This is a genomic window from Nonomuraea longispora (assembly GCF_004348345.1).
GTDB classification, from domain to species: Bacteria; Actinomycetota; Actinomycetes; order Streptosporangiales; family Streptosporangiaceae; genus Nonomuraea; species Nonomuraea longispora.
Genome location: NZ_SMJZ01000107.1, coordinates 1 through 17,181, shown reverse-complemented (window position 1 = coordinate 17,181; position 17,181 = coordinate 1). Strand labels below are relative to the sequence as shown.

General features: G+C 69.5%; 17 protein-coding genes and 2 pseudogenes. 3 read left to right on the top strand and 16 right to left on the bottom strand.

Annotated elements, in window-relative coordinates:
* Window positions 1-33: 33 nt before the first annotated feature.
* The 7 genes from E1267_RS25615 to E1267_RS25585 all read right to left on the bottom strand — a co-directional run bounded on the left by E1267_RS25615 (window position 34) and on the right by E1267_RS25585 (window position 8,045).
* Entirely contained in the window at window positions 34-1,425 is a 1,392-nt protein-coding gene (locus E1267_RS25615) for an ABC transporter substrate-binding protein (RefSeq protein ID WP_132335745.1), read from the bottom strand.
* A gap of 269 nt (window positions 1,426-1,694) precedes the next feature.
* Window positions 1,695-3,293: a solute symporter family protein gene (locus tag E1267_RS25610; protein WP_132335763.1), complete on the bottom strand. Its 1,599-nt coding sequence runs from the start codon at window positions 3,291-3,293 to the stop codon at window positions 1,695-1,697.
* Between the two features lie 17 nt (window positions 3,294-3,310).
* On the bottom strand, window positions 3,311-3,601 hold the full coding sequence (locus E1267_RS25605; RefSeq protein ID WP_342774880.1) for a DUF485 domain-containing protein: 291 nt from the start codon (window positions 3,599-3,601) through the stop codon (window positions 3,311-3,313).
* 204 nt (window positions 3,602-3,805) lie between these two features.
* Window positions 3,806-4,642: a carbohydrate ABC transporter permease gene (locus E1267_RS25600; RefSeq protein WP_132335741.1), complete on the bottom strand. Its 837-nt coding sequence runs from the start codon at window positions 4,640-4,642 to the stop codon at window positions 3,806-3,808.
* The gene (locus tag E1267_RS25595) at window positions 4,639-5,547 is read right to left on the bottom strand and encodes a carbohydrate ABC transporter permease (protein ID WP_220449670.1); all 909 of its coding nucleotides are present in this window, start codon (window positions 5,545-5,547) and stop codon (window positions 4,639-4,641) included. Before E1267_RS25595 ends, E1267_RS25600 begins: the two co-directional genes overlap by 4 nt.
* A complete protein-coding gene (locus E1267_RS25590; protein WP_132335739.1) occupies window positions 5,544-6,797 on the bottom strand; it encodes an ABC transporter substrate-binding protein in 1,254 nt (417 codons plus the stop codon). Before E1267_RS25590 ends, E1267_RS25595 begins: the two co-directional genes overlap by 4 nt.
* A 90-nt stretch (window positions 6,798-6,887) precedes the next feature.
* Window positions 6,888-8,045 (bottom strand): trans-sulfuration enzyme family protein, encoded by a 1,158-nt coding sequence (locus E1267_RS25585; protein WP_132335737.1) that lies wholly within the window; start codon window positions 8,043-8,045, stop codon window positions 6,888-6,890.
* An 11-nt stretch (window positions 8,046-8,056) separates the two neighbouring features.
* Here E1267_RS25585 and E1267_RS25580 point away from each other — a divergent pair, with 11 nt between their 5' ends.
* The gene (locus E1267_RS25580; protein WP_132335735.1) at window positions 8,057-9,088 is read left to right on the top strand and encodes a LacI family DNA-binding transcriptional regulator; all 1,032 of its coding nucleotides are present in this window, start codon (window positions 8,057-8,059) and stop codon (window positions 9,086-9,088) included.
* 16 nt (window positions 9,089-9,104) lie between these two features.
* Here the strand turns inward: E1267_RS25580 and E1267_RS25575 are convergent, their stop codons facing one another.
* Both E1267_RS25575 and E1267_RS25570 read right to left on the bottom strand, forming a co-directional pair.
* Window positions 9,105-10,592, bottom strand: coding sequence for a sodium/solute symporter (locus E1267_RS25575; protein ID WP_132335733.1), 1,488 nt, complete (start codon window positions 10,590-10,592; stop codon window positions 9,105-9,107).
* Window positions 10,593-10,623: 31 nt separating this feature from the next.
* Window positions 10,624-11,052 carry a hypothetical protein gene (locus tag E1267_RS25570; protein WP_246064254.1) on the bottom strand — a complete coding sequence of 143 codons (429 nt, stop codon included), beginning with the start codon at window positions 11,050-11,052 and terminating at the stop codon, window positions 10,624-10,626.
* A gap of 131 nt (window positions 11,053-11,183) precedes the next feature.
* On the opposite strand from E1267_RS25570, the pseudogene E1267_RS25565 reads away from it, so the two are divergent.
* Window positions 11,184-11,525, top strand: a pseudogene (locus tag E1267_RS25565) (zinc ribbon domain-containing protein); the annotation flags it as partial.
* Between the two features lie 17 nt (window positions 11,526-11,542).
* On the opposite strand, the gene E1267_RS25560 reads toward E1267_RS25565, so the two are convergent.
* The 7 genes from E1267_RS25560 to E1267_RS44580 form a co-directional block, all read right to left on the bottom strand.
* The gene (locus E1267_RS25560) at window positions 11,543-12,298 is read right to left on the bottom strand and encodes a LytR/AlgR family response regulator transcription factor (protein ID WP_132335731.1); all 756 of its coding nucleotides are present in this window, start codon (window positions 12,296-12,298) and stop codon (window positions 11,543-11,545) included.
* 33 nt (window positions 12,299-12,331) lie between these two features.
* Window positions 12,332-13,513 carry a sensor histidine kinase gene (locus tag E1267_RS25555; RefSeq protein ID WP_132335729.1) on the bottom strand — a complete coding sequence of 394 codons (1,182 nt, stop codon included), beginning with the start codon at window positions 13,511-13,513 and terminating at the stop codon, window positions 12,332-12,334.
* 11 nt (window positions 13,514-13,524) lie between these two features.
* Window positions 13,525-13,941 carry an HIT family protein gene (locus tag E1267_RS25550; protein WP_132335727.1) on the bottom strand — a complete coding sequence of 139 codons (417 nt, stop codon included), beginning with the start codon at window positions 13,939-13,941 and terminating at the stop codon, window positions 13,525-13,527.
* Window positions 13,938-14,645, bottom strand: a complete 708-nt coding sequence (locus E1267_RS25545) for a DUF1838 family protein (protein WP_132335725.1) — start codon at window positions 14,643-14,645, stop codon at window positions 13,938-13,940. Before E1267_RS25545 ends, E1267_RS25550 begins: the two co-directional genes overlap by 4 nt.
* Before the next feature lie 124 nt (window positions 14,646-14,769).
* Window positions 14,770-15,468: a DUF3618 domain-containing protein gene (locus E1267_RS45775; protein ID WP_220449669.1), complete on the bottom strand. Its 699-nt coding sequence runs from the start codon at window positions 15,466-15,468 to the stop codon at window positions 14,770-14,772.
* A complete protein-coding gene (locus E1267_RS25535) occupies window positions 15,465-15,845 on the bottom strand; it encodes a phage holin family protein (RefSeq protein WP_132335723.1) in 381 nt (126 codons plus the stop codon). Before E1267_RS25535 ends, E1267_RS45775 begins: the two co-directional genes overlap by 4 nt.
* 76 nt (window positions 15,846-15,921) lie before the next feature.
* Entirely contained in the window at window positions 15,922-16,089 is a 168-nt protein-coding gene (locus E1267_RS44580; protein ID WP_161714827.1) for a hypothetical protein, read from the bottom strand.
* 58 nt (window positions 16,090-16,147) lie between these two features.
* Between E1267_RS44580 and E1267_RS25530 the strand changes: the two are divergent.
* Window positions 16,148-17,181: pseudogene (locus E1267_RS25530) on the top strand (hypothetical protein); the annotation flags it as partial.

The following is a 17,181-nucleotide window of genomic DNA, read 5'->3' as shown; positions in this document are numbered from 1 at the left end:
AGGGGCCGGGAGTGGGATGGGGAGCGGGGCATCTCAGTTCGTACGCTTCGTCCAGCCGGCCCATGCCTCGTCGAGCGCCTTCTGGGCGTCCTGCTGGGCCTTGTCGAGTGCGGCCTTCGGCTCGTCCTGGCCGTTGAGCACCCGGTTCACGGCGCCCTGCCAGGCGTCCTTGAACTCCTTGTCGGCCGGGTTGGCGGGAAGGCTGAAGGTGTTCGCGTTGGCCTCGTACATGGCCTTGACGCCGGCGTCCCAGGTCGCGCCGCCCGAGGTGAGCATCTTCTCGATCTCCGCGTCGGCCTTGACGTTGCCGGTGAGCACGCCGGTGAACGGTTTGCCGTCGGCCTTGCGCTCGTCCAGGCGGGCCTGGGCGGCGGCCTTCCAGGTGTCGGCGAGCGTCATGGTCTTGGCGAAGCGGCAGGCGGCGCCGGGGTTCTTGGAGCCTTTGGGGATGGCCCAGGACGAGCCGGACGAGTACGCCAGGGGCTTGCCCTGAGGGGTGCGGAAGGTGTCGAAGACCAGTGGCGCCTTGGGCGAGACGTCGTTGAGGACGTTGACATACCACTGCTCCATCGGCATGGCGCCGAGCTCGTTCTTGGCGAACTGGTTGCCCTTGCCGAAGAAGTCGGCGGAGTCGCGCACGGCCTTGACCTTGGCGAAGCCGCCCTGCGCGGTGTAGATGCCGACGGCGAACTCCAGCGCCTGGACCACGGCGGGGCTGTTGAGCTGGGCCTTCTTGCCGTCGGCCGACAGCAGGTCGGCGCCGTTGGCCTTGGCCCACAGCGGCAGGAACTCCGGCAGCTTGCTGTCGTAGCCGATCGCCTTGAGCTTGCCGCCCGGGGCCTTGAACAGTTTCTTGGCCGCGTCGGTGACCTTGCTCCAGTCGGAGCCGTTGACGTCCTCGATCGTCAGCCCGGCCGACTTGAGCAGGTCGCCGTTCGCCATGGTGATCTGGACCTGGTTGAACTCGGGGATGGCCCAGATCTGCTCGCCGAACGTCACCTGGCCGAGCGCGTTCTTGTTGTACATCGAGGTGTCGATCGACTCGCCCTTGATGCACTCGGTCAGCGGCATGATCGCGCCGCGTGAGGCGAACGTGCCGATCTGGTCCCGGTTGGCGTAGATGATGTCCGGCGGGTCGCCGGCGGCGACCGCGGACAGGAACTGCTGGATGTCGAGGTCGCCCTCGATCAGCTTGATCTTCGCGCCGCCGAGGGCCTTCTCGGCCAGGTCGACGCGGGTCGTCCCGATCTCGTCGGTCGCGCCGAAGCCCATCACGGAGATGGAGCCGCTGAAGGTGGCACCGGGGTCGAACTGGCCGGCCGACGGGGTCGCCGCGGCTCCGCCACCGGTGCCCTTGGCACACGAGGTGAGGGCCAGCGCCAGCGACACGGACAGGACGGACCAGCGGACGAGGGGGGATCTCATGGGGTTTCGCCTCCACACTGAACAAGCGGGGCATCAGGCATGCTGATGACGGCCACGTGGCGCCAGGCCAGTGTGGCAACGTTCACACATCTGAGAACGTACCCATATCGCCGAAAAGGCGTCAACCACTCAGATCACTGCGTTTCAGTGTCGTAACAACGAACATCGGTGTGGGGACGCCCACCCAAAGGCCGCAAACCCCTATGAGATAGCCCGAGACAGTACAAAGGGCCCGGTCTGGGAAGGCCGGGCCCTCGGGGAGAAAAGTGTCAGTGCTTGACGGCCTTCTCCGAGCCGACGCCGGTGAGGGAGCGGACCTCGATCTCGGCGTACTTGGCGGCGTTGTACTCCTTGCTCATGATCGTGCCGATCCAGCCGCAGAGGAAGCCGATCGGGATCGACAGGATGCCCGGGTTGCTCAGCGGGAACCAGGCGAAGTCGGCGTCCCTGAACAGCGCCGCCTCGCTTCCGGAGACCACCGGCGAGAAGATCACCAGCAACAGGGCGGAGAGCAGGCCGCCGTAGATCGCGCTGACCGCGCCGGAGGTGTTGAACCTCTTCCAGAACAGGCTGTAGAGGATCGCCGGCAGGTTGCCCGAGGCGGCGACGGCGAACGCCAGCGCCACCAGGAAGGCGACGTTCTGGCTCTGCGCCAGGATGCTCAGGCCGATGGCGATGGCGCCGATCACCAGGGCGGAGATCCTGGCCACCACGACCTCCTGCCGCTCGCTGGCCTGGCCGCGCCGGAAGACGTGCGCGTACAGGTCGTGGGCGAAGCTGGAGGAGGAGGCGAGTGTGAGGCCGGCCACCACCGCCAGGATCGTGGCGAAGGCGACGGCGCCGATGAAGGCCAGCAGGATCGTGCCGCCCACCGGGCCGAAGATCTCCTCACCGATCCGCAACGCGAGCAGCGGCGCCGCCGTGTTGCCTCCCGGGTCACCGGCGACGATCTCCTCACGGCCGACCAGGGCCGCGGCGCCGAAGCCGAGCACCAGCGTGAGCAGGTAGAACACGCCGATGATGCCGATGCCCCACAGCACGGACTTGCGGGCGTCCTTGGCGGTGGGGACGGTGTAGAAGCGGATGAGGATGTGCGGCAGGCCCGCCGTACCGAGCACCAGGGCGAGGCCGAGACTGATCAGGTCGATCTTGCCCGCGACGCCCTGCGCCTCGGTGCCGTACTTCAGGCCCGGGACGAGGAAGCTGCCGGTGTTGCCCGACGGCCCGCTCGTGGCCGCCGCCTGGCTCAGCAGCGCCGACAGGTTGAAGCCGAACTTGCCCAGCACCAGCACCGTCACCAGCGCGGCGCCGGTCATCAGCAGCACGGCCTTGACGATCTGCACCCAGGTGGTGCCCTTCATGCCGCCGAACACGACGTACACGATCATCAGGGCGCCCACGCCGACGATCGTCCACAACTTGCCCGCCTCCGACTCGATGCCGAGCAGCAGGCCGACCAGCGCGCCCGCGCCGACCATCTGGGCCAGCAGGTAGAAGATGCTGACGACGATCGTCGACGCCCCGGCGGCGGTGCGCACCGGGCGCGGGCTCATCCGGAAGGCGAGCACGTCGGCCATGGTGAACTTGCCGGAGTTCCGCATCAGCTCGGCCACCAGCAGCAGCGCGACCAGCCACGCCACCAGGAAGCCGATGGAGTACAGGAACCCGTCGTAACCCGACAGGGCGATGATGCCGGCGATGCCGAGGAAGGAGGCGGCCGACATGTAGTCGCCGCCGATCGCCAGGCCGTTCTGCGCGCCGCTGAAGGACCGGCCGCCCGCGTAGTAGTCGGCGGCCGTCTTGGTCTGCCGGCTGGCCCAGACGGTGATCCCCAGCGTCGCGGCGACGAACGCGAGGAAGAGGATCATCCCCAAGGTTGTCGAGCTCACTTGGTCTTCTCCTCAACCTCGTGACGGAGCTTGTCGGCGATCGGGTCGAGCGCCTTCTCCGCGTGCCTGGAGTACGCCCACGCGATGAGGAAGGTGGAGACGAACTGCAGCAGGCCCAGAATGAGACCCACGTTGATGTCGCCCCACACCTTGATTCCCATGAAGTCGCGCGCCCATCCCGACAGCACCACGTACAGCAGGTACCACGCGAGGAACGCGACGGTCATGGGGAAGGTCCAGCGGCGGAATCGCCTCTTCAGATCCTGGAACTCACTGCTCCCCTGCACTTGTTCATAGACCGATGCGTCATGTTCTTGAGTCGTCACGAGCCCTCCACTGTGATGCGGATCACGCCCAACGTAAGAGCGCAACCTACCGGTCGTGGAGATCTACGGCCGAGTTGTTCGGCGAGCCGCCGCCGCTCGGCGCTTAGTTGGGACTGTCCTGCGGTGAAAGGTCTGTATGACGCGGTGAGCGGTCGGCTTTCCCTTTCACCCCTTTACGGCCCCAGCGGTGAGCCCTTCGACGATGTAGCGCCGGATCGCGGCGAAGAGCACCAGCGTGGGCACCACCGAGATCACCGTGGCGGCCGCCATCGAGCCCCAGTCGATGTCGTACTGGGTGATGAAGGAGTTCATGGCGACCGGGATGGTCTTGGCGTCCTCGCTGTCGATGAAGGTGATCGCCAGGAACAACTCGTTCCAGCACTGCACGAACGCGAAGATGAACGTGGCCGCGATGCCCGGCAGCATGACCGGGATCACCACCCGGACCATCGCCACCAACCGCGAGGCGCCGTCGACCTGCGCGGCCTCCTCCAGCGCGACGGGCACCCGCTCGTAGAAGCCGCGCATGATGATCGTGGCGAACGGCACCAGCATCGCGACGTACACCAGCATGAGCCCGGCCAGCCGGTTGAGCAGGTCGAGGTCCGACATGAGCAGGTAGAGCGGCCCGAGCGCGATGAACAGCGGGATCATCTGGGTGACCAGGAAGGCGAGCATCACCGCTCCCCTGCCGGGGAAGGCGAAGCGGGCCAGCGTGTAGCCGCCCAGCACGCCTATGGAGGTCACCACCCCGGCCGCGACCAGGGAGACGATCAGGCTGTTGCCCAGGTAGACGCCGAAGTCGGCGAAGGAGAACAGCTCCTCGTAGTGCTCGAACGTCACCTCGCCCGGCCAGTACTTCAGCGGCATCGAGAAGATCTCGGACTTGGGCTTCAGCGAGGTGACGAGGACCCAGTAGAGCGGGAACAGCGTGACCAGCAGCCAGGCGCCCAGCACCACAGCCTTCACCGCGGTCGCGACGTGTCTCATCGTGCCGTTCATCGGGCCTTCTCGAATCGGGTGGCGTTCAGGTAGAAGACGCTGAAGGCGAGCAGCAGGCCGAGCACGAGCAGGCCGACCGCGCCCGCGCGGCCGTAGTCGCCCCCGATGACCTGCTGGATGAGGAAGGTCGTGATGATGTCGGTGCTGCCCGCGGGGCCGCCGCCGGTCATCGAGTAGATGAGGTCGGGGAAGTTCAGGATCCAGATGATGCGCAGCAGCACGATCAGCGCCAGCGTGGGCCGGATGTGCGGCAGCGTCACGTGCCAGAACTGCCGCAGGCGGGAGGCGCCGTCCACGGACGCCGCCTCGTAGAGGTCACGAGGCACCGACTGCAGCGCGGCCATGATCATGATGGCGAAGAACGTGACGCCGTACCAGATGTTCGCCACGATCACCGAGGTCATCGCCCAGCCGGGGGTGGCGAGGAAGCCGATGCGCTCGTCGATGAGGCCCGCCTTCAGCAGCAGGTCGTTGATCACGCCGAACTGGCCGTTGAACATCCACCGCCACAGCAGCCCGATGAGAAAACCCGACATGGCCCACGGGAAGAACACCCACGCCTGGTAGAGGCCGCGACCGCGGAAGTGCCCGCGCAGCAGCAGCGCGAGCCCGAAGCCGAGGAAGAACTGGAAGATCAGCGACACGACCACCCACGTGCCGGTGTTGCGCAGCGCCGTCCAGAACCGGTCCTCGGCCAGCACGGCCCGGAAGTTCTCGAACCCGGTGAACGGCGTCGAGGTCAGGTCGAACAGGTTGTAGCGCTGGAAGGCGATCACCGCGCCGCGGATCATCGGGTAGTACGTGAACAGCGCCACGAAGACCGCGCCGGGCAGCAGGCACAGCAGGATGAAGCGTGCTCTGCGGAGCGTGAAGGCGCGGCCCGCGGGGGTGCGCGCCGTGCTCAAGAGACCTTCTTCGCCTGGTCCGTCCAGAAGGCGTCCCACGATTCGAGCACCTCGGCGACGGTCTTCTTGCCGGTGATCAGCGCCTGGATGTCACGGTCGGAGTCGACGGTGAACTGGCTCCAGCCCGGATAGTCCACCGGCCTGATCGTGATCACCTGCCTGGGATCCTCCTGCGCCTCCAGGTACGCCTTCCACGCGCCCTGCGAGAACTGCGGGTCGTTCTGGGCCTGCTTGGAGATCGGGATGAGCGAGTTGCCCTTGGCGAAGGCGATGCTCTGCTCGGCCTCCGACAGGAACTGCACCAGCTTGACCGCCTCCTTCGGGTGCTCGCTGAAGGAGGTCGCGCCCCATCCGGCGTAGCCGACGGGCTGGAAGGCGTAGCCGGTGGGCCCCTTCGGAATGGGGGCGGTGGACCAGGACGTGACGCCGCTCTCCTCCACCGACTTGATCACTTCCGGGTCCTGGATGAGCATGCCGGTGACGCCCGAGGTGAAGCCCTGCACCATCTCGGGGAAGCCCCACGACACCGAGTCGGGCGGCGAGGTCTCCTTGAAGATCTTGACGAAGAGCTCCAGGGCCTCGGCCGCCTCGGGGGTGGAGAAGACCGTGCTCTTGTCCTTCAGGAAGAAGGACTTCTCGGGGTCGAGCTTGTCGCCGTTGTACGCACTGATCATCATGACCGCGTAGTCGGCGCCGCCCTTGCCGCCCCTGAACGAGTAGCCGAACCGGTCGCCCGTGGTCATCTTCTTGCCGGCCTCGTAGAGCTCCTGCCAGGTGGCCGGCGGCCGGCTCATGCCCCAGTCCGTACGGTAGAACAGCGTGCGCTGGTAGAACCCGTACGGGATGAGGTAGGGCTTGCCCCCGACCTCGACGGCCTTCTTCTGGGCCAGCTCGGTCAGGTCGGACCAGCCGGCCCAGCCGGTGGTGGGCAGTTCGGCCAGCCAGCCGTTGTTGGAGAACGACTTGGCCGTGTGGTCGCGCACCTCCAGCACGTCGAGGTCCTTCCTGGTCTGCAGGATCTGCAGGATCTTCTGGTCGGCGCTGTCGAGCGGGGGCGAGATCAGCTCGACCTCGATGCCGGGGTTCGCCTCCTCGAAGTCGGCGATCAGCTTCTTGATGAGTTTCGTACGGTCGGGGCTGGTCAGGCTCTCGATCATGCGCAGGCGTACCTCTCCCGAGGACGAGCCCGAGCCGCAGCCCGCGAGCACCAGCGTGACGGCGACCGCGGTCGCCAGAAGGGGGGTTTTCATGGCAGTACTCCCGCGTGTTCTCGACAGCGCTGTCAGTCACGCTATGGTCAGCCGCGTTCGCCGGTCAATCGCCTGGCGCCGCCCCGCCTTCTAGGCGAGCGACGCCTCCAGGGCGTGATCGAGGTCCTTGATCAGCTCGTCGGCGGGCTCCAGCCCGACCGAGAGGCGGACGAGGCCGACGGGGATGCCCATGGTGGCCCGTACGCTCTCCTCGGTGGAGAGGGCGGGTGCGTTCACCAGACTCTCGAAGCCACCCCATGACACCCCAATCCTGAAATATCGCAATTTATCGAGGAATGATGCGACATCCTGGCGAGACTCCGTGTTCAGCACCAGGCTGAACAGGCTGGAGAACCCCGACATCTGCCGCAGCGCGGTCGCGTGCCCGGGATGCGACGGCAAGCCCGGATGGTGCACCGCCCGCACGGCCGGATGCCCCTCCAGGAAGGCCGCCACCGCCAGCCCCCGCTCCTGGTGCGCCGCCATCCGCACCGGCAGCGTGCGCAGCCCCTTGATCACCTTGGCCGCGTCGTGCGGCGACATGGCGGCGCCGTAGAGCTGGTACTCGGTCAGCGCCAGCGGCCGGATCAGGCGCGACGGCCCCACCACGACACCGCCCACCAGGTCGCTGTGCCCTCCCACATATTTCGACAGGGAGTGCACCACCAGGTCGACGCCCATGGTCAGCGGCTTCTGGAAGATCGGCGTGGACCAGGTGTTGTCCATCACGCTCACCAGTCCCCGCTCCCGCGCCCACGCCGCCACCTCGGCGATGTCGACCACGGCGTAGGCCATGTAGGACGGCGACTCGAAGTAGAGTAGGCGCGTGCTCGACCTGATAGCGCTGTCACATCCCCCGAGGTCGTCGACGTGCGTATGCGTGACCCCGAACTTCTCCAGATAGCGCAGGAACTGAGTGGTCGGCCCGTAGACCGCGCCCAGCACCAGCACGTGGTCGCCCGCCGACACGAGCGACGAGACCGTCGCCGAGATGGCCCCCATGCCCGAGCCGAAGCACTTGGCCCGCTCCCCCCGCTCGAGCGCGGCCAGCTTACGCTGAGCGAGATCGACCGTCGGGTTGGTCCCCCGCCAGTAGACATAGCGCTCGTCCTCGTTCCTGACCGCCTCGCCGAGCTCCTCCGCCGTCGCGAACGCGAACAACGAGTTCTCGAACACCGGCGGGTTGACCGCGCCCAGCATCCACGGCTCGTCCTCACCCAACCGGCCACAGATCCATTCGTCATCCATGGGGGCACACTATGACAACGAGGGAACGGGCCGAGGGGCCTCTCCCGCGGACGAGCACGCGCAAGCCGACCATGGCCGACGTCGCCAGGCACGCGGGCGTGAGCCTCAAGACCGTTTCCCGCGTCGTCAACCAGGAGCCGCACGTCAGGGCGTCGCTGCGACAGCGGGTGCAGACCTCCATCAGCACGCTCGGCTACCGCCGCAACGAGGCCGCGGCCCGCCTGGCCAGAGGCGCCACCATGCTGACGCTCGGGCTGGTGATGGAGAACATCTCCAACGAGTTCTACTCCCGCCTGGCCGCCGCCGTCGAGGCCGCCTCGGCCGAGCACGAGGCGCTCGTCGTGTTCGGCTCGTACGAGGAGAGCCCCGACAAGGAGCGCATGCTGATCGAGTCGATGTACACCCGCGGCGTCGGCTCCCTCATCGTCGTCCCGTCGGCCGCCGACCACGGCTGGCTGGCCGAGCACGCGAGCCTCACCACGGTCTTCGTCGACCGCGTGCCCTCAGGCCTGGAGGCGGCCGACGTCGTCATGCTCGACGACGTGCGCGGCGGCCGGGCCGCGACCGAGCACCTGCTCGCCGGCGGACACCGCCGGATCGCGCTGATCTCCGACGACGACGGCGTCAGCTCCGTGCACGACCGCGCGAACGGCTACCGCCAGGCGCTGCGCGCCGCCGGGGTGCGGGCCGACGACGCGCTCGTGGTGCGGGGGGTGTTCGACCCCCGGCGGGTGTCGTACGAAGTGGGCAGGCTGCTCGACCTGGCCGACCCGCCCACGGCCTTCTTCGCCACCAACAACCGTGCCTCGATCGGCATCCTGCACGCGCTGCGCGAGCGGCCCGAGCGGCCCGCGTACGTGGGGTTCGACGACTTCGCGCTGGCCGGCGTCTTCAACCCGGGGGTGACGGTGGTCCGCTACGACGTCGCCCACCTCGCCCGCAGCGCCGTCGACCTCCTGCTCCACCCCGCGAGAGGGCCCCGCAGGGTCAAGGTGCCGGTGGAGCTGGTGGCCAGGGGCTCCGGCGAGGTCCCACCCCCGTGACGGCCGGCTCCACCCTTCAGGAGGAGCGTGGCCGCCAGTCGCCGCGGTCGAGGTCGAGGGCCTCGGGCGTGTGCAGCCTGACCATCGTCCTGGCCACGCCGAGCGGCACACGGTCCGGGGTCAGGAACGACACCGACACCATCACGGCGAACGCGATCGGCACCGTCCAGGCGGCCGGCTGGGCCAGCAGCGCCCCCGCCGGCCCGTCGAACGGCCCGGCGGTGATCGTGACGAGCACCGCCGCGCAGGCCAGCCCGCCGCCCACGAACAGCCCCGCCAGCGCCCCCGTGGTGCTCAGCCGCCGCCACCAGATGCCGAGCACGAGCAGCGGGCAGAACGACGAGGCCGCCACCGCGAAGGCCAGCCCCACCACGTCCGCGACGGGCAGCGCCCGCGCCCACAACGCCAGGACCAGCGGCACCGCCACCGCCATCAGGGTGGCGATCCTGAACGAGCGCACCCCGCCCTTGAGCAGGTCCTGCGCGATCACGCCCGCCACGGACACGGTCAGCCCGGACGAGGTGGACAGGAATGCCGCGAACGCCCCGGCCGTGACCAGCGCCGTCAGCAGGTCGCCCAGCGTACCGCCGATCATGCGCGAGGGCAGCGTCAGCACGACCGCGTCCGTACGCACCAGATCGGGCGCGTAGATGCGGCCCAGCCAGCCGTACACGGCAGGGAGCAGGTAGAAGGCGCCGAGCAGCGTCAGCACCACCAGCGTCGTGCGGCGCGCGGCCCTCCCGTCGGGGTTGGTGTAGAACCGCACGAGCACGTGCGGAAGCCCCATGGTGCCCAGGAAGGTGGCCAGGATCAGCGAGTACGTCGTGTAGACCCCGTACTCCTTGCCGCCGCCCAGCGGCACCTGCCAGGTGGCCTCGTCCAGCGCGGTGACCCCCGGCGCTCCGTCGGCCTGCCAGGCCATCAGCAGGAACACCAGCGGCACGGCCAGCGCGGTCAGCTTGAGCCAGTACTGGAAGGCCTGCACGAACGTGATGGACCGCATGCCGCCCGACAACACGTTCACCGCGACGACGCCCGCGACCAGCAGCCCGCCGGCCCACACGGGCGCGCCGGTGATGGTCCGCAGCACCAGGCCGGCGCTCTGGAACTGCGGCATCAGGTAGAGCCCGCCGATCAGCACGACGAGCACGCTCGCGGTGCGGCGCACGATCATCGACTCGAGCCTGGCCTCGGCGAAGTCCGGCAGCGTGTACGCCCCCGAGCGCCGCAGCGGCGCCGACACCAGCACCAGCAGCACCAGGTAGCCCCCGGTCCAGCCGACGGGCAGCCAGAGCATGTCCACGCCGAACGACAGGATGAGCCCGGCGATGCCCAGGAAGGAGGCCGCCGACAGGTACTCGCCGCCGATGGCGGAGGCGTTCCAGAGCGGGCTGACGGTGCGGGAGGCGACGTAGAAGTCGGAGGTGGTGCGCGAGACCCTGATACCGAACGCCCCGATGAGGATGGCCGCGACCACGACCACCAGCACCGCCGTCAGGCTCATGCGCCCGGCTCCGCCCGGGATGCGTCCCTGCTCACCGGCGTTCGACCAGGTCGGAGAAGTGGCGTTCGTTGCGCTCGGCCTGGCGCACGTACAACCAGGCGCCGACGACGAAGGCGGGGTAGATCAACCCAGCGAGCACCGCCCACGCGAGGGGCACGCCCAGCAGGTGCACCTCGCTCAGGTCGGGCATCAGCAGGAACAGCAGCGGCAGCCCGCCGATCACGCAGGCCAGCACCGTGCACACGAACAGCGCCAGCCTGAACTGGGTGCGCAGCAGCGAGCGCATGTAGACCTCGCCGAGCCGGGTCTGCTCGTCGATCTCGCGGGTGGCCGGATAGCGGGGCCGGCGGGCGGCGGTGGTGCGCGGGCTCGTCACGGTGACCCGCCGCGAGGTGGCCTCACGCGACAGGGGCGTCCTGCGGACCGGGCGGGCATCCTGACGGCGGGGCTCCTGGCTCATCGAATCTCCTTAAGCGTGAGGACCCCGGGCTTCAGCGTTGGCGAGGAAACGCAGTACGGCGCCGCAGATCGAACACACGCACTTCTTACGTGGAGTCGTCCGCCAAGCTGACCGAGTGGAAGCGCAGCGGCGAAGCCTCCTGGCGGGAACTCCGCTCGATGCTGGAGTACAAGGCGGCCTGGTACGGGCGGACGCTCGGGGCGGTGGACCGCTGGTTCCCGTCCTCCACGTTGTGCTCGGCCTGCGGGACGCTGCGGGAGAGACTGCCGATAAACGCGCGGGAACGGGGCTGCGCCTGCGGCGCGATCCACGACCGCGACGTGAACGCGGCACAGAACGTGCTCGCCGCCGGGCTGGCGGAGAGCTGAAACGCCTGTGGGACAGCTGATGTAAGACCTCAAGGGCGCAAGCCTGGCGGGCGGCTGGCGGTGAAGCAGGAAGATCAACCGGCGACGGCCGGAATCCCCCGGCTTCAGCCGTGGGGAGGAGGTCAATCGGGCCTGCCTTTCCTGGCCCTGGCGCGGCGCACCAGCAGGTCGCGCAGCTCGCGCGTGTGACGACGGCTGACCGGGATCTCGGTGTCACCGACCCGGACCGTGCATTTGCCCGAGTCGATGTGCAGTTCCTCGATGTGCTTGACGGCCACCAGGTGGCTGCGGTGCACCCGCATGAACCCGGCCGAGGCCCACCGTTCCTCCAGGGTCGCCAGCGGGATGCGCACCAGGTGGCTGCCCCCTGCCGTGTGCAGCCGCGCGTAGTCCCCCCGCGCCTCCACGTAGATGACGTCCGCGCTGGACACGAAACGGGTGACCCCGCCCAGCTCGACCGGGATCGTGTCCGTCTCACCGCCTTCCACGGGCACGTCGGCCGAGACCGCGACGCGCCTGATCGCCTCGGCCAGCCGTTCGGGTCTGACGGGCTTGAGCAGGTAGTCCTCCGCCTTGATCTCGAACGCGTCCACCGCGTGCTCCTCGTACGCCGTCACGAACACCACGCGCGGCGGGTTCGCGAACTGCGACAGCAGCCGCCCGAGCACCACCCCGTCGAGCCCGCGCATCCGGATGTCGAGGAACACCGCGTCGATCGGCCTGCCGTCGGCGATGGCCCGGTCGAGCAGGCGCAGCGCCGCCGCGCCGTCCCGGGCGGTCGCCACCTCGCCGATGCGGGGATCGGCCCGGAGCAGGTAGGACAGGTCTTCGAGGGCCGGCAGCTCGTCATCGACCGCGAGGACCCGTAGTTGTGCCATAGACAGTGATAAAACCGACAAGAAAGATCGAGGTCAACGGGCAGAGACGCCTGGGTGATATTTCGGCAACCTGATGTTGACCTTGGTGCCCGCGCCGGCGCCCGTCTCGACGGACAGGCCGTAGTCGTCGCCGTACACGTGGCGAAGCCGCTCGTCCACGTTCGCCAGGCCGACGCCGCCCTTGGGGGCGATGTCGCCTGCGAGGATGCGGCGCAGCCTGTCGGGGTCCATGCCGAGCCCGTCGTCCTCGACGCTGATGCGGCACTCGGCGCCGACGTCCTCGGCGACGATCGTGATCCGGCCGACGCCGTTGCGGCTCTCCAGACCGTGCCTGACGGCGTTCTCGACCAGCGGCTGCAGGCACAGGAACGGCACCGCGACCGGCAGCACCTCGGGCGCGATGCGGAGCGTGACCTGGAGCTGGTCACCGAACCTGGCCCGCTCCAGGATCAGGTAGCGGTCGATCGAGCGCAGCTCCTCCGCGAGCGTGGTGAACTCGCCGTGCCGCCGGAAGGAGTAGCGGGTGAAGTCGGCGAACTCCAGCAGCAGCTCCCTGGCCCGCTCAGGGTCGGTGCGGACGAAGGAGGCGATCGTGGTCAGGGAGTTGTAGACGAAGTGCGGGGAGATCTGCGCCCGCAGCGCCCGCACCTCGGCCTCCATGAGCAGTGTGCGCGAGCGGTCCAGCTCGGCCAGCTCCAGCTGCGAGTCGACCCAGCCGGCCACCTCCTGCGCGGCCCTGACCAGCCCGGCCGAGGCGTTCTGCCCGTAGGCGGCCAGCGCGCCGACCACGCGGTCGTCGGTCGTGAGCGGCACGACCACGGCCTGCCTGATCGGGCATTCGAGCAGGTCGCACTCGATGGTCAGCACCTGGGTGCGGCCGTCCTGCAGGGTCGCCTCGGCGTGCTCGAAGGCCGCGGCGGCATGGTGGTCGTCTCCGGCGCCGTCGTACACCAGCAGCCGCTCACTGTCGGTGATCGCGACGGCGGCGGAGCCGAGCAGGGCCCGCAGGTGCCGGGAGGCGCGCTCGGCGCCGTCGGCGGTCAGCCCGGCCCGCAGCGGGGGCCCCGCCAGGGAAGCGGTGTGCAGGGTCTCGAACGTGGCGCGCTCCGCCGGGCTGGTGCCGAGCTCCCTGCGGCCCCGCATGACCCGCCACAACACGATCGCGGGCACGCTGACGAGCACGGCCACGACGGCGACCCCGACGAGGTACTCCACGCGGCCCGAGCCTAACGAGTACGTCGCAGGGCGACGGCGATCGCCTCGGCGTAGGAGGCGGCCTCGTCGGCGGATTCGTATTTCGTACGCGGCCAGAAGAAGCCCCGCAGGCCGTCCTTCCTGTTGCGCGGCACCACGTGCACGTGCAGGTGGGCCACGCTCTGGCTGACGCGGTTGTTCATCGCCACGAACGTGCCGTCGGCCTCCAGCCCGTCCTCCACCGCCCGAGCCATGGCCTGCACCCGCTCGAAGAACGGGCCGACGTCGGCGAGGTCGGTGAGCGTCTCGACGTGGGCTCTCGGCGCGACCAGCACGTGACCCTTGAAGACGGGACGCGTGTCGAGGAAGGAGACGGCCACGTCGTCGGAGTGCACGATGTGGGCCGGTCGCTCGCCCGAGACGATCTCGCAGAAGAGGTCGGCGCTCACCGGCCGGCCCGGCCCGCGAACGCCGTCCAGCTCGTCATGTTGGGGCCCGACCACTCCGCGGGCGCGTGCAGGAACCGCTCCCCCACCCGCTCGCTCAGCCGCCGCGGCACCTCGCTCACCTTGGCGCCCCTGCAGTGGTAGACCAGCCCGCCTCCGCGCTGTCCCATCGCCATCCACGGCAGCCACGGCGAGACGCGGCACCAGGAGAACGCGCACGGCACTCCGGGGGCGCCGGAGTCGAGGTCTTTCGCCGCGACGAAGAACTGGAACAACTCCATCGCGCGGTACGTGTCGCTCGCGGAGTTGTCGGGGTAGTCGGCGACCTTGAGCGGCGAGGGGTAGGCCAGCCGGACGTCGACGTTGTAGACGACCTGGTCGCCGAGGCGGGTCACGGGCACCGGATAGGCGCCGAGCCGCTGGTTCACCGGGTCGTTGAGGACGTGCTGCACCTCGACCGCCCGCCCGGTCAGCGGGTTGTCCCAGGTGTCGAGCACCTCGCGGGTCCGCGGGTCGAGATAGAGCGCGGCCTCCCTGGTCAGCAGTTGCCAGCCGCCGTCCGCCTCGACCGCCCTGGCCACGTTGAGCCCCTCGAACCCGAACAGGTGGTGCGGACCGTCGTCGTCCTGCCACCCGTAGACGTCGCCGGTCCAGTAGGAGATCGTCTCCGCCCCGTCGGCGGACGCGCGCACCCGGATGAAGTCCATGATCTGGAGCTTATCCGGTCCTTTTTCGCGACAGAGTGTCGCCATGTTGAGTGACATGGTGTCGCTCACCGAGCGGACCCACGTCACATCGAACTACCGCGGCCACACCCTGCCACCGCGAACGTCACATCCTCCTGAGCCACCGCGGCCGGGCCGCCTGCTGCCTGGCCCGCCGCTTCATCATCATCCTGCGCACCATGAAGCCGAGCGCGGCGCCGAGGGCGGCGACGAGCAGCACGGGTCGTTTCCTCGCCTGCGCGGCGACGTCCCTGGCCTGCTCAGGGGTGCTCTCGCGGGCCTTGCCCGCCACGTCCGAGGCCTTGCCCCTGACCGTCTCGGCCACGTGACCCGCCCTGCCCCTGGCCGTCTCCGCCACGTGACCCGCCCTGCCCTTGGCCGTCTCGGCCACGTGACCCGCCTTGTCCCTGGCCGTCTGCGCGGCGTGCCCGGCCCGGGACTTCACGTCGGCCTTGCCCGCCAGCGCGCTGACGGTCTCGCCCAGGTCTCTGCGGGTCTGCTGAATGTCCTTGCGCACGTCGTCCTCTTCCTCGTCGTCCGCCCCGCCCTCTCCCCTCAGCGACTCCTCCTCGGTCCGCTGGTTCCGCGCGGCCTCTGACCGCTCATCGGCGACGGGGGCTTCGGGGATGAAGGTCTCGTGCTCCTCGCGGGCGGCCTCGGCCTGCCTCGCGTTCTCCGCCGCGCCCGGCCGCGTCGGGGGGACGTTGACGGACTCGCGCTCCGTCGACGTGCCAACGGTCGCCCTGTGCGCGCCGACGTCTCCTGCGTGCTGCTGCCCGGTGTATCCGGGATCGGTCTCGCTCATCGTCGTGCCTTCTCCTTGACCATGTCGATATCGGCTCTGACGCTCGCGAGGGTTTCCCTCGGGACCGGCGGACCGGCGCGTTTCACCTGTTTCCTGCCGGTCAGGCCGAGTACGGCGGCGACGATGAACAGGACCACCGCGACGATCGCGGCGGCCACCCAGCCGGGCAGGAACAGGGCGAGCAGCATGACGACGGCGGCCACGAGCGCGCCACCGCCGAACAACGCGACCACGCCCGCCGCGCCGAACAGCCCCGCGCCGAATCCCGCGTGCCTGCCCTTCTCCTGAAGCTCCATCCTGGCCAGGCGCAGTTCGTCCCTGACCAGTCTGGAGACCTGCTCGGAGAGGTCGTTGACCAGCTTGTGGGTGTCGTTCACGACGATCGCCTCCTCCGCTGCGGAAGGCGACTACCCAGACAACCGGCCTTCTATCACCCGCTGAAAAAGCGCGAAGCTAGCGCCTGGCGGCCTTGAGGACGACGCGCAGGACCGACACCACGGGGTCGTTCTTGTCGGTTTCGCACCAGTTGTGTGGCTGCTTCGGCTTACTCCACGGGGACGGGAGCTCGCACGAGGGAGCCTGCGGCTTGGGACGCTCGCACCACGATCCGGGAGGGTTCATACCTTCATGCTACGCGGGCCGGCAGCTCCCGGATGCGTGGCGGCGGTAACCTTCCAGGGTGCGGGTACACGGAGTGTGGTCAGGCGACGGGCTCGCCTTCTGGGCCGAGACCACGGACACGTTCCAGCGCCCGGACACAGGCACGCGGGGCGGACCGCCGGGTCGTGGTGGTGGCGGGGGCCGGGGTGCGGGAGTGCGCCCGCACCCGTACGCCCCGGCGGCGACCGTGGTCGCCGCCGCCCTCGGGCTCGACAACCAGCCGTCACGGACACTCGAACTGCTCCTGCCCGGCTCGGTCAAGGAACCCCTGTCATCGCCGGAGACCGGACGGCCGACGGAGGTGACCAGGCCCCGGCTGCGGCTGTGGCAGGTCCCCGCCGTGGTGCCGCCCGCCGCAACGGCTCTGCGGATCCTGGACGAGCACGCGGGCACCGCGACGTTGCGCCACTGGGCCGCCGTCGCCGCCTTCGCCCGCGACCTGGTACGCCGAGGGCGCGTCATCCCCCGGCTCGTCGCCGCTCATGGCACGGCGCGGGCGGTGTGGTGGCCGGTGGTGACAGGGGTGGATGCCGGATATTTCCGGGAGCTGGCGCTGGCGATGCCGCCCGCCTGCCGCACGTCCCGTACCGAACGCCCCTCCACGGACGTCCTGCGCGAGGCGCTCGAGACGTTCACCGACGCGCTCGTCAGGCGTGCGCTCACCCAACCGCTCCCTGAACCGATCACCGGACCGGTCGCTGAACCGGTCGCCGGAACGGTCGCCGAGACGGTCTCCGCCCGCCGGCGCACGCCGCGCGAGCGGTGGCTGGCGGCCCTGACCGGTGACGACCCGGCCTGCCCCGACGTGCCCGAGCTGCGCCGCGAGCTGGAGCAGTGGTACGACGCCGTGACGACGGCGGAGGGTGCGGCGCGCGTGTGCTTCCGCCTGATCGAGCCCGCGTCCCCCGACGACGACGCCGGCTTCACCGCCGACGCCGCCAACGACGACAGCGCCCATGACAAAACCGACCACAGCGCCGGCGACGGGACAGGCGGGACGGGGCGGGGGTGGCGGCTGGAGCTGGCGTTGCAGGCCGCCGACGACCCCAGCCT

Coding starts and splice junctions, on each gene's coding strand:
- E1267_RS25580 (WP_132335735.1), top strand. CDS start 8,057: ATGACAACGAGGGAACGGGCCGAGGGGCCTCTCCCGCGGACGAGCACG.
- E1267_RS25545 (WP_132335725.1), bottom strand. CDS start 14,645: ATGGACTTCATCCGGGTGCGCGCGTCCGCCGACGGGGCGGAGACGATC.
- E1267_RS25600 (WP_132335741.1), bottom strand. CDS start 4,642: ATGAACGGCACGATGAGACACGTCGCGACCGCGGTGAAGGCTGTGGTG.
- E1267_RS25585 (WP_132335737.1), bottom strand. CDS start 8,045: ATGGATGACGAATGGATCTGTGGCCGGTTGGGTGAGGACGAGCCGTGG.
- E1267_RS25575 (WP_132335733.1), bottom strand. CDS start 10,592: ATGAGCCTGACGGCGGTGCTGGTGGTCGTGGTCGCGGCCATCCTCATC.
- E1267_RS25570 (WP_246064254.1), bottom strand. CDS start 11,052: ATGAGCCAGGAGCCCCGCCGTCAGGATGCCCGCCCGGTCCGCAGGACG.
- E1267_RS45775 (WP_220449669.1), bottom strand. CDS start 15,468: ATGAGCGAGACCGATCCCGGATACACCGGGCAGCAGCACGCAGGAGAC.
- E1267_RS44580 (WP_161714827.1), bottom strand. CDS start 16,089: ATGAACCCTCCCGGATCGTGGTGCGAGCGTCCCAAGCCGCAGGCTCCC.
- E1267_RS25590 (WP_132335739.1), bottom strand. CDS start 6,797: ATGAAAACCCCCCTTCTGGCGACCGCGGTCGCCGTCACGCTGGTGCTC.
- E1267_RS25560 (WP_132335731.1), bottom strand. CDS start 12,298: ATGGCACAACTACGGGTCCTCGCGGTCGATGACGAGCTGCCGGCCCTC.
- E1267_RS25615 (WP_132335745.1), bottom strand. CDS start 1,425: ATGAGATCCCCCCTCGTCCGCTGGTCCGTCCTGTCCGTGTCGCTGGCG.
- E1267_RS25610 (WP_132335763.1), bottom strand. CDS start 3,293: ATGATCCTCTTCCTCGCGTTCGTCGCCGCGACGCTGGGGATCACCGTC.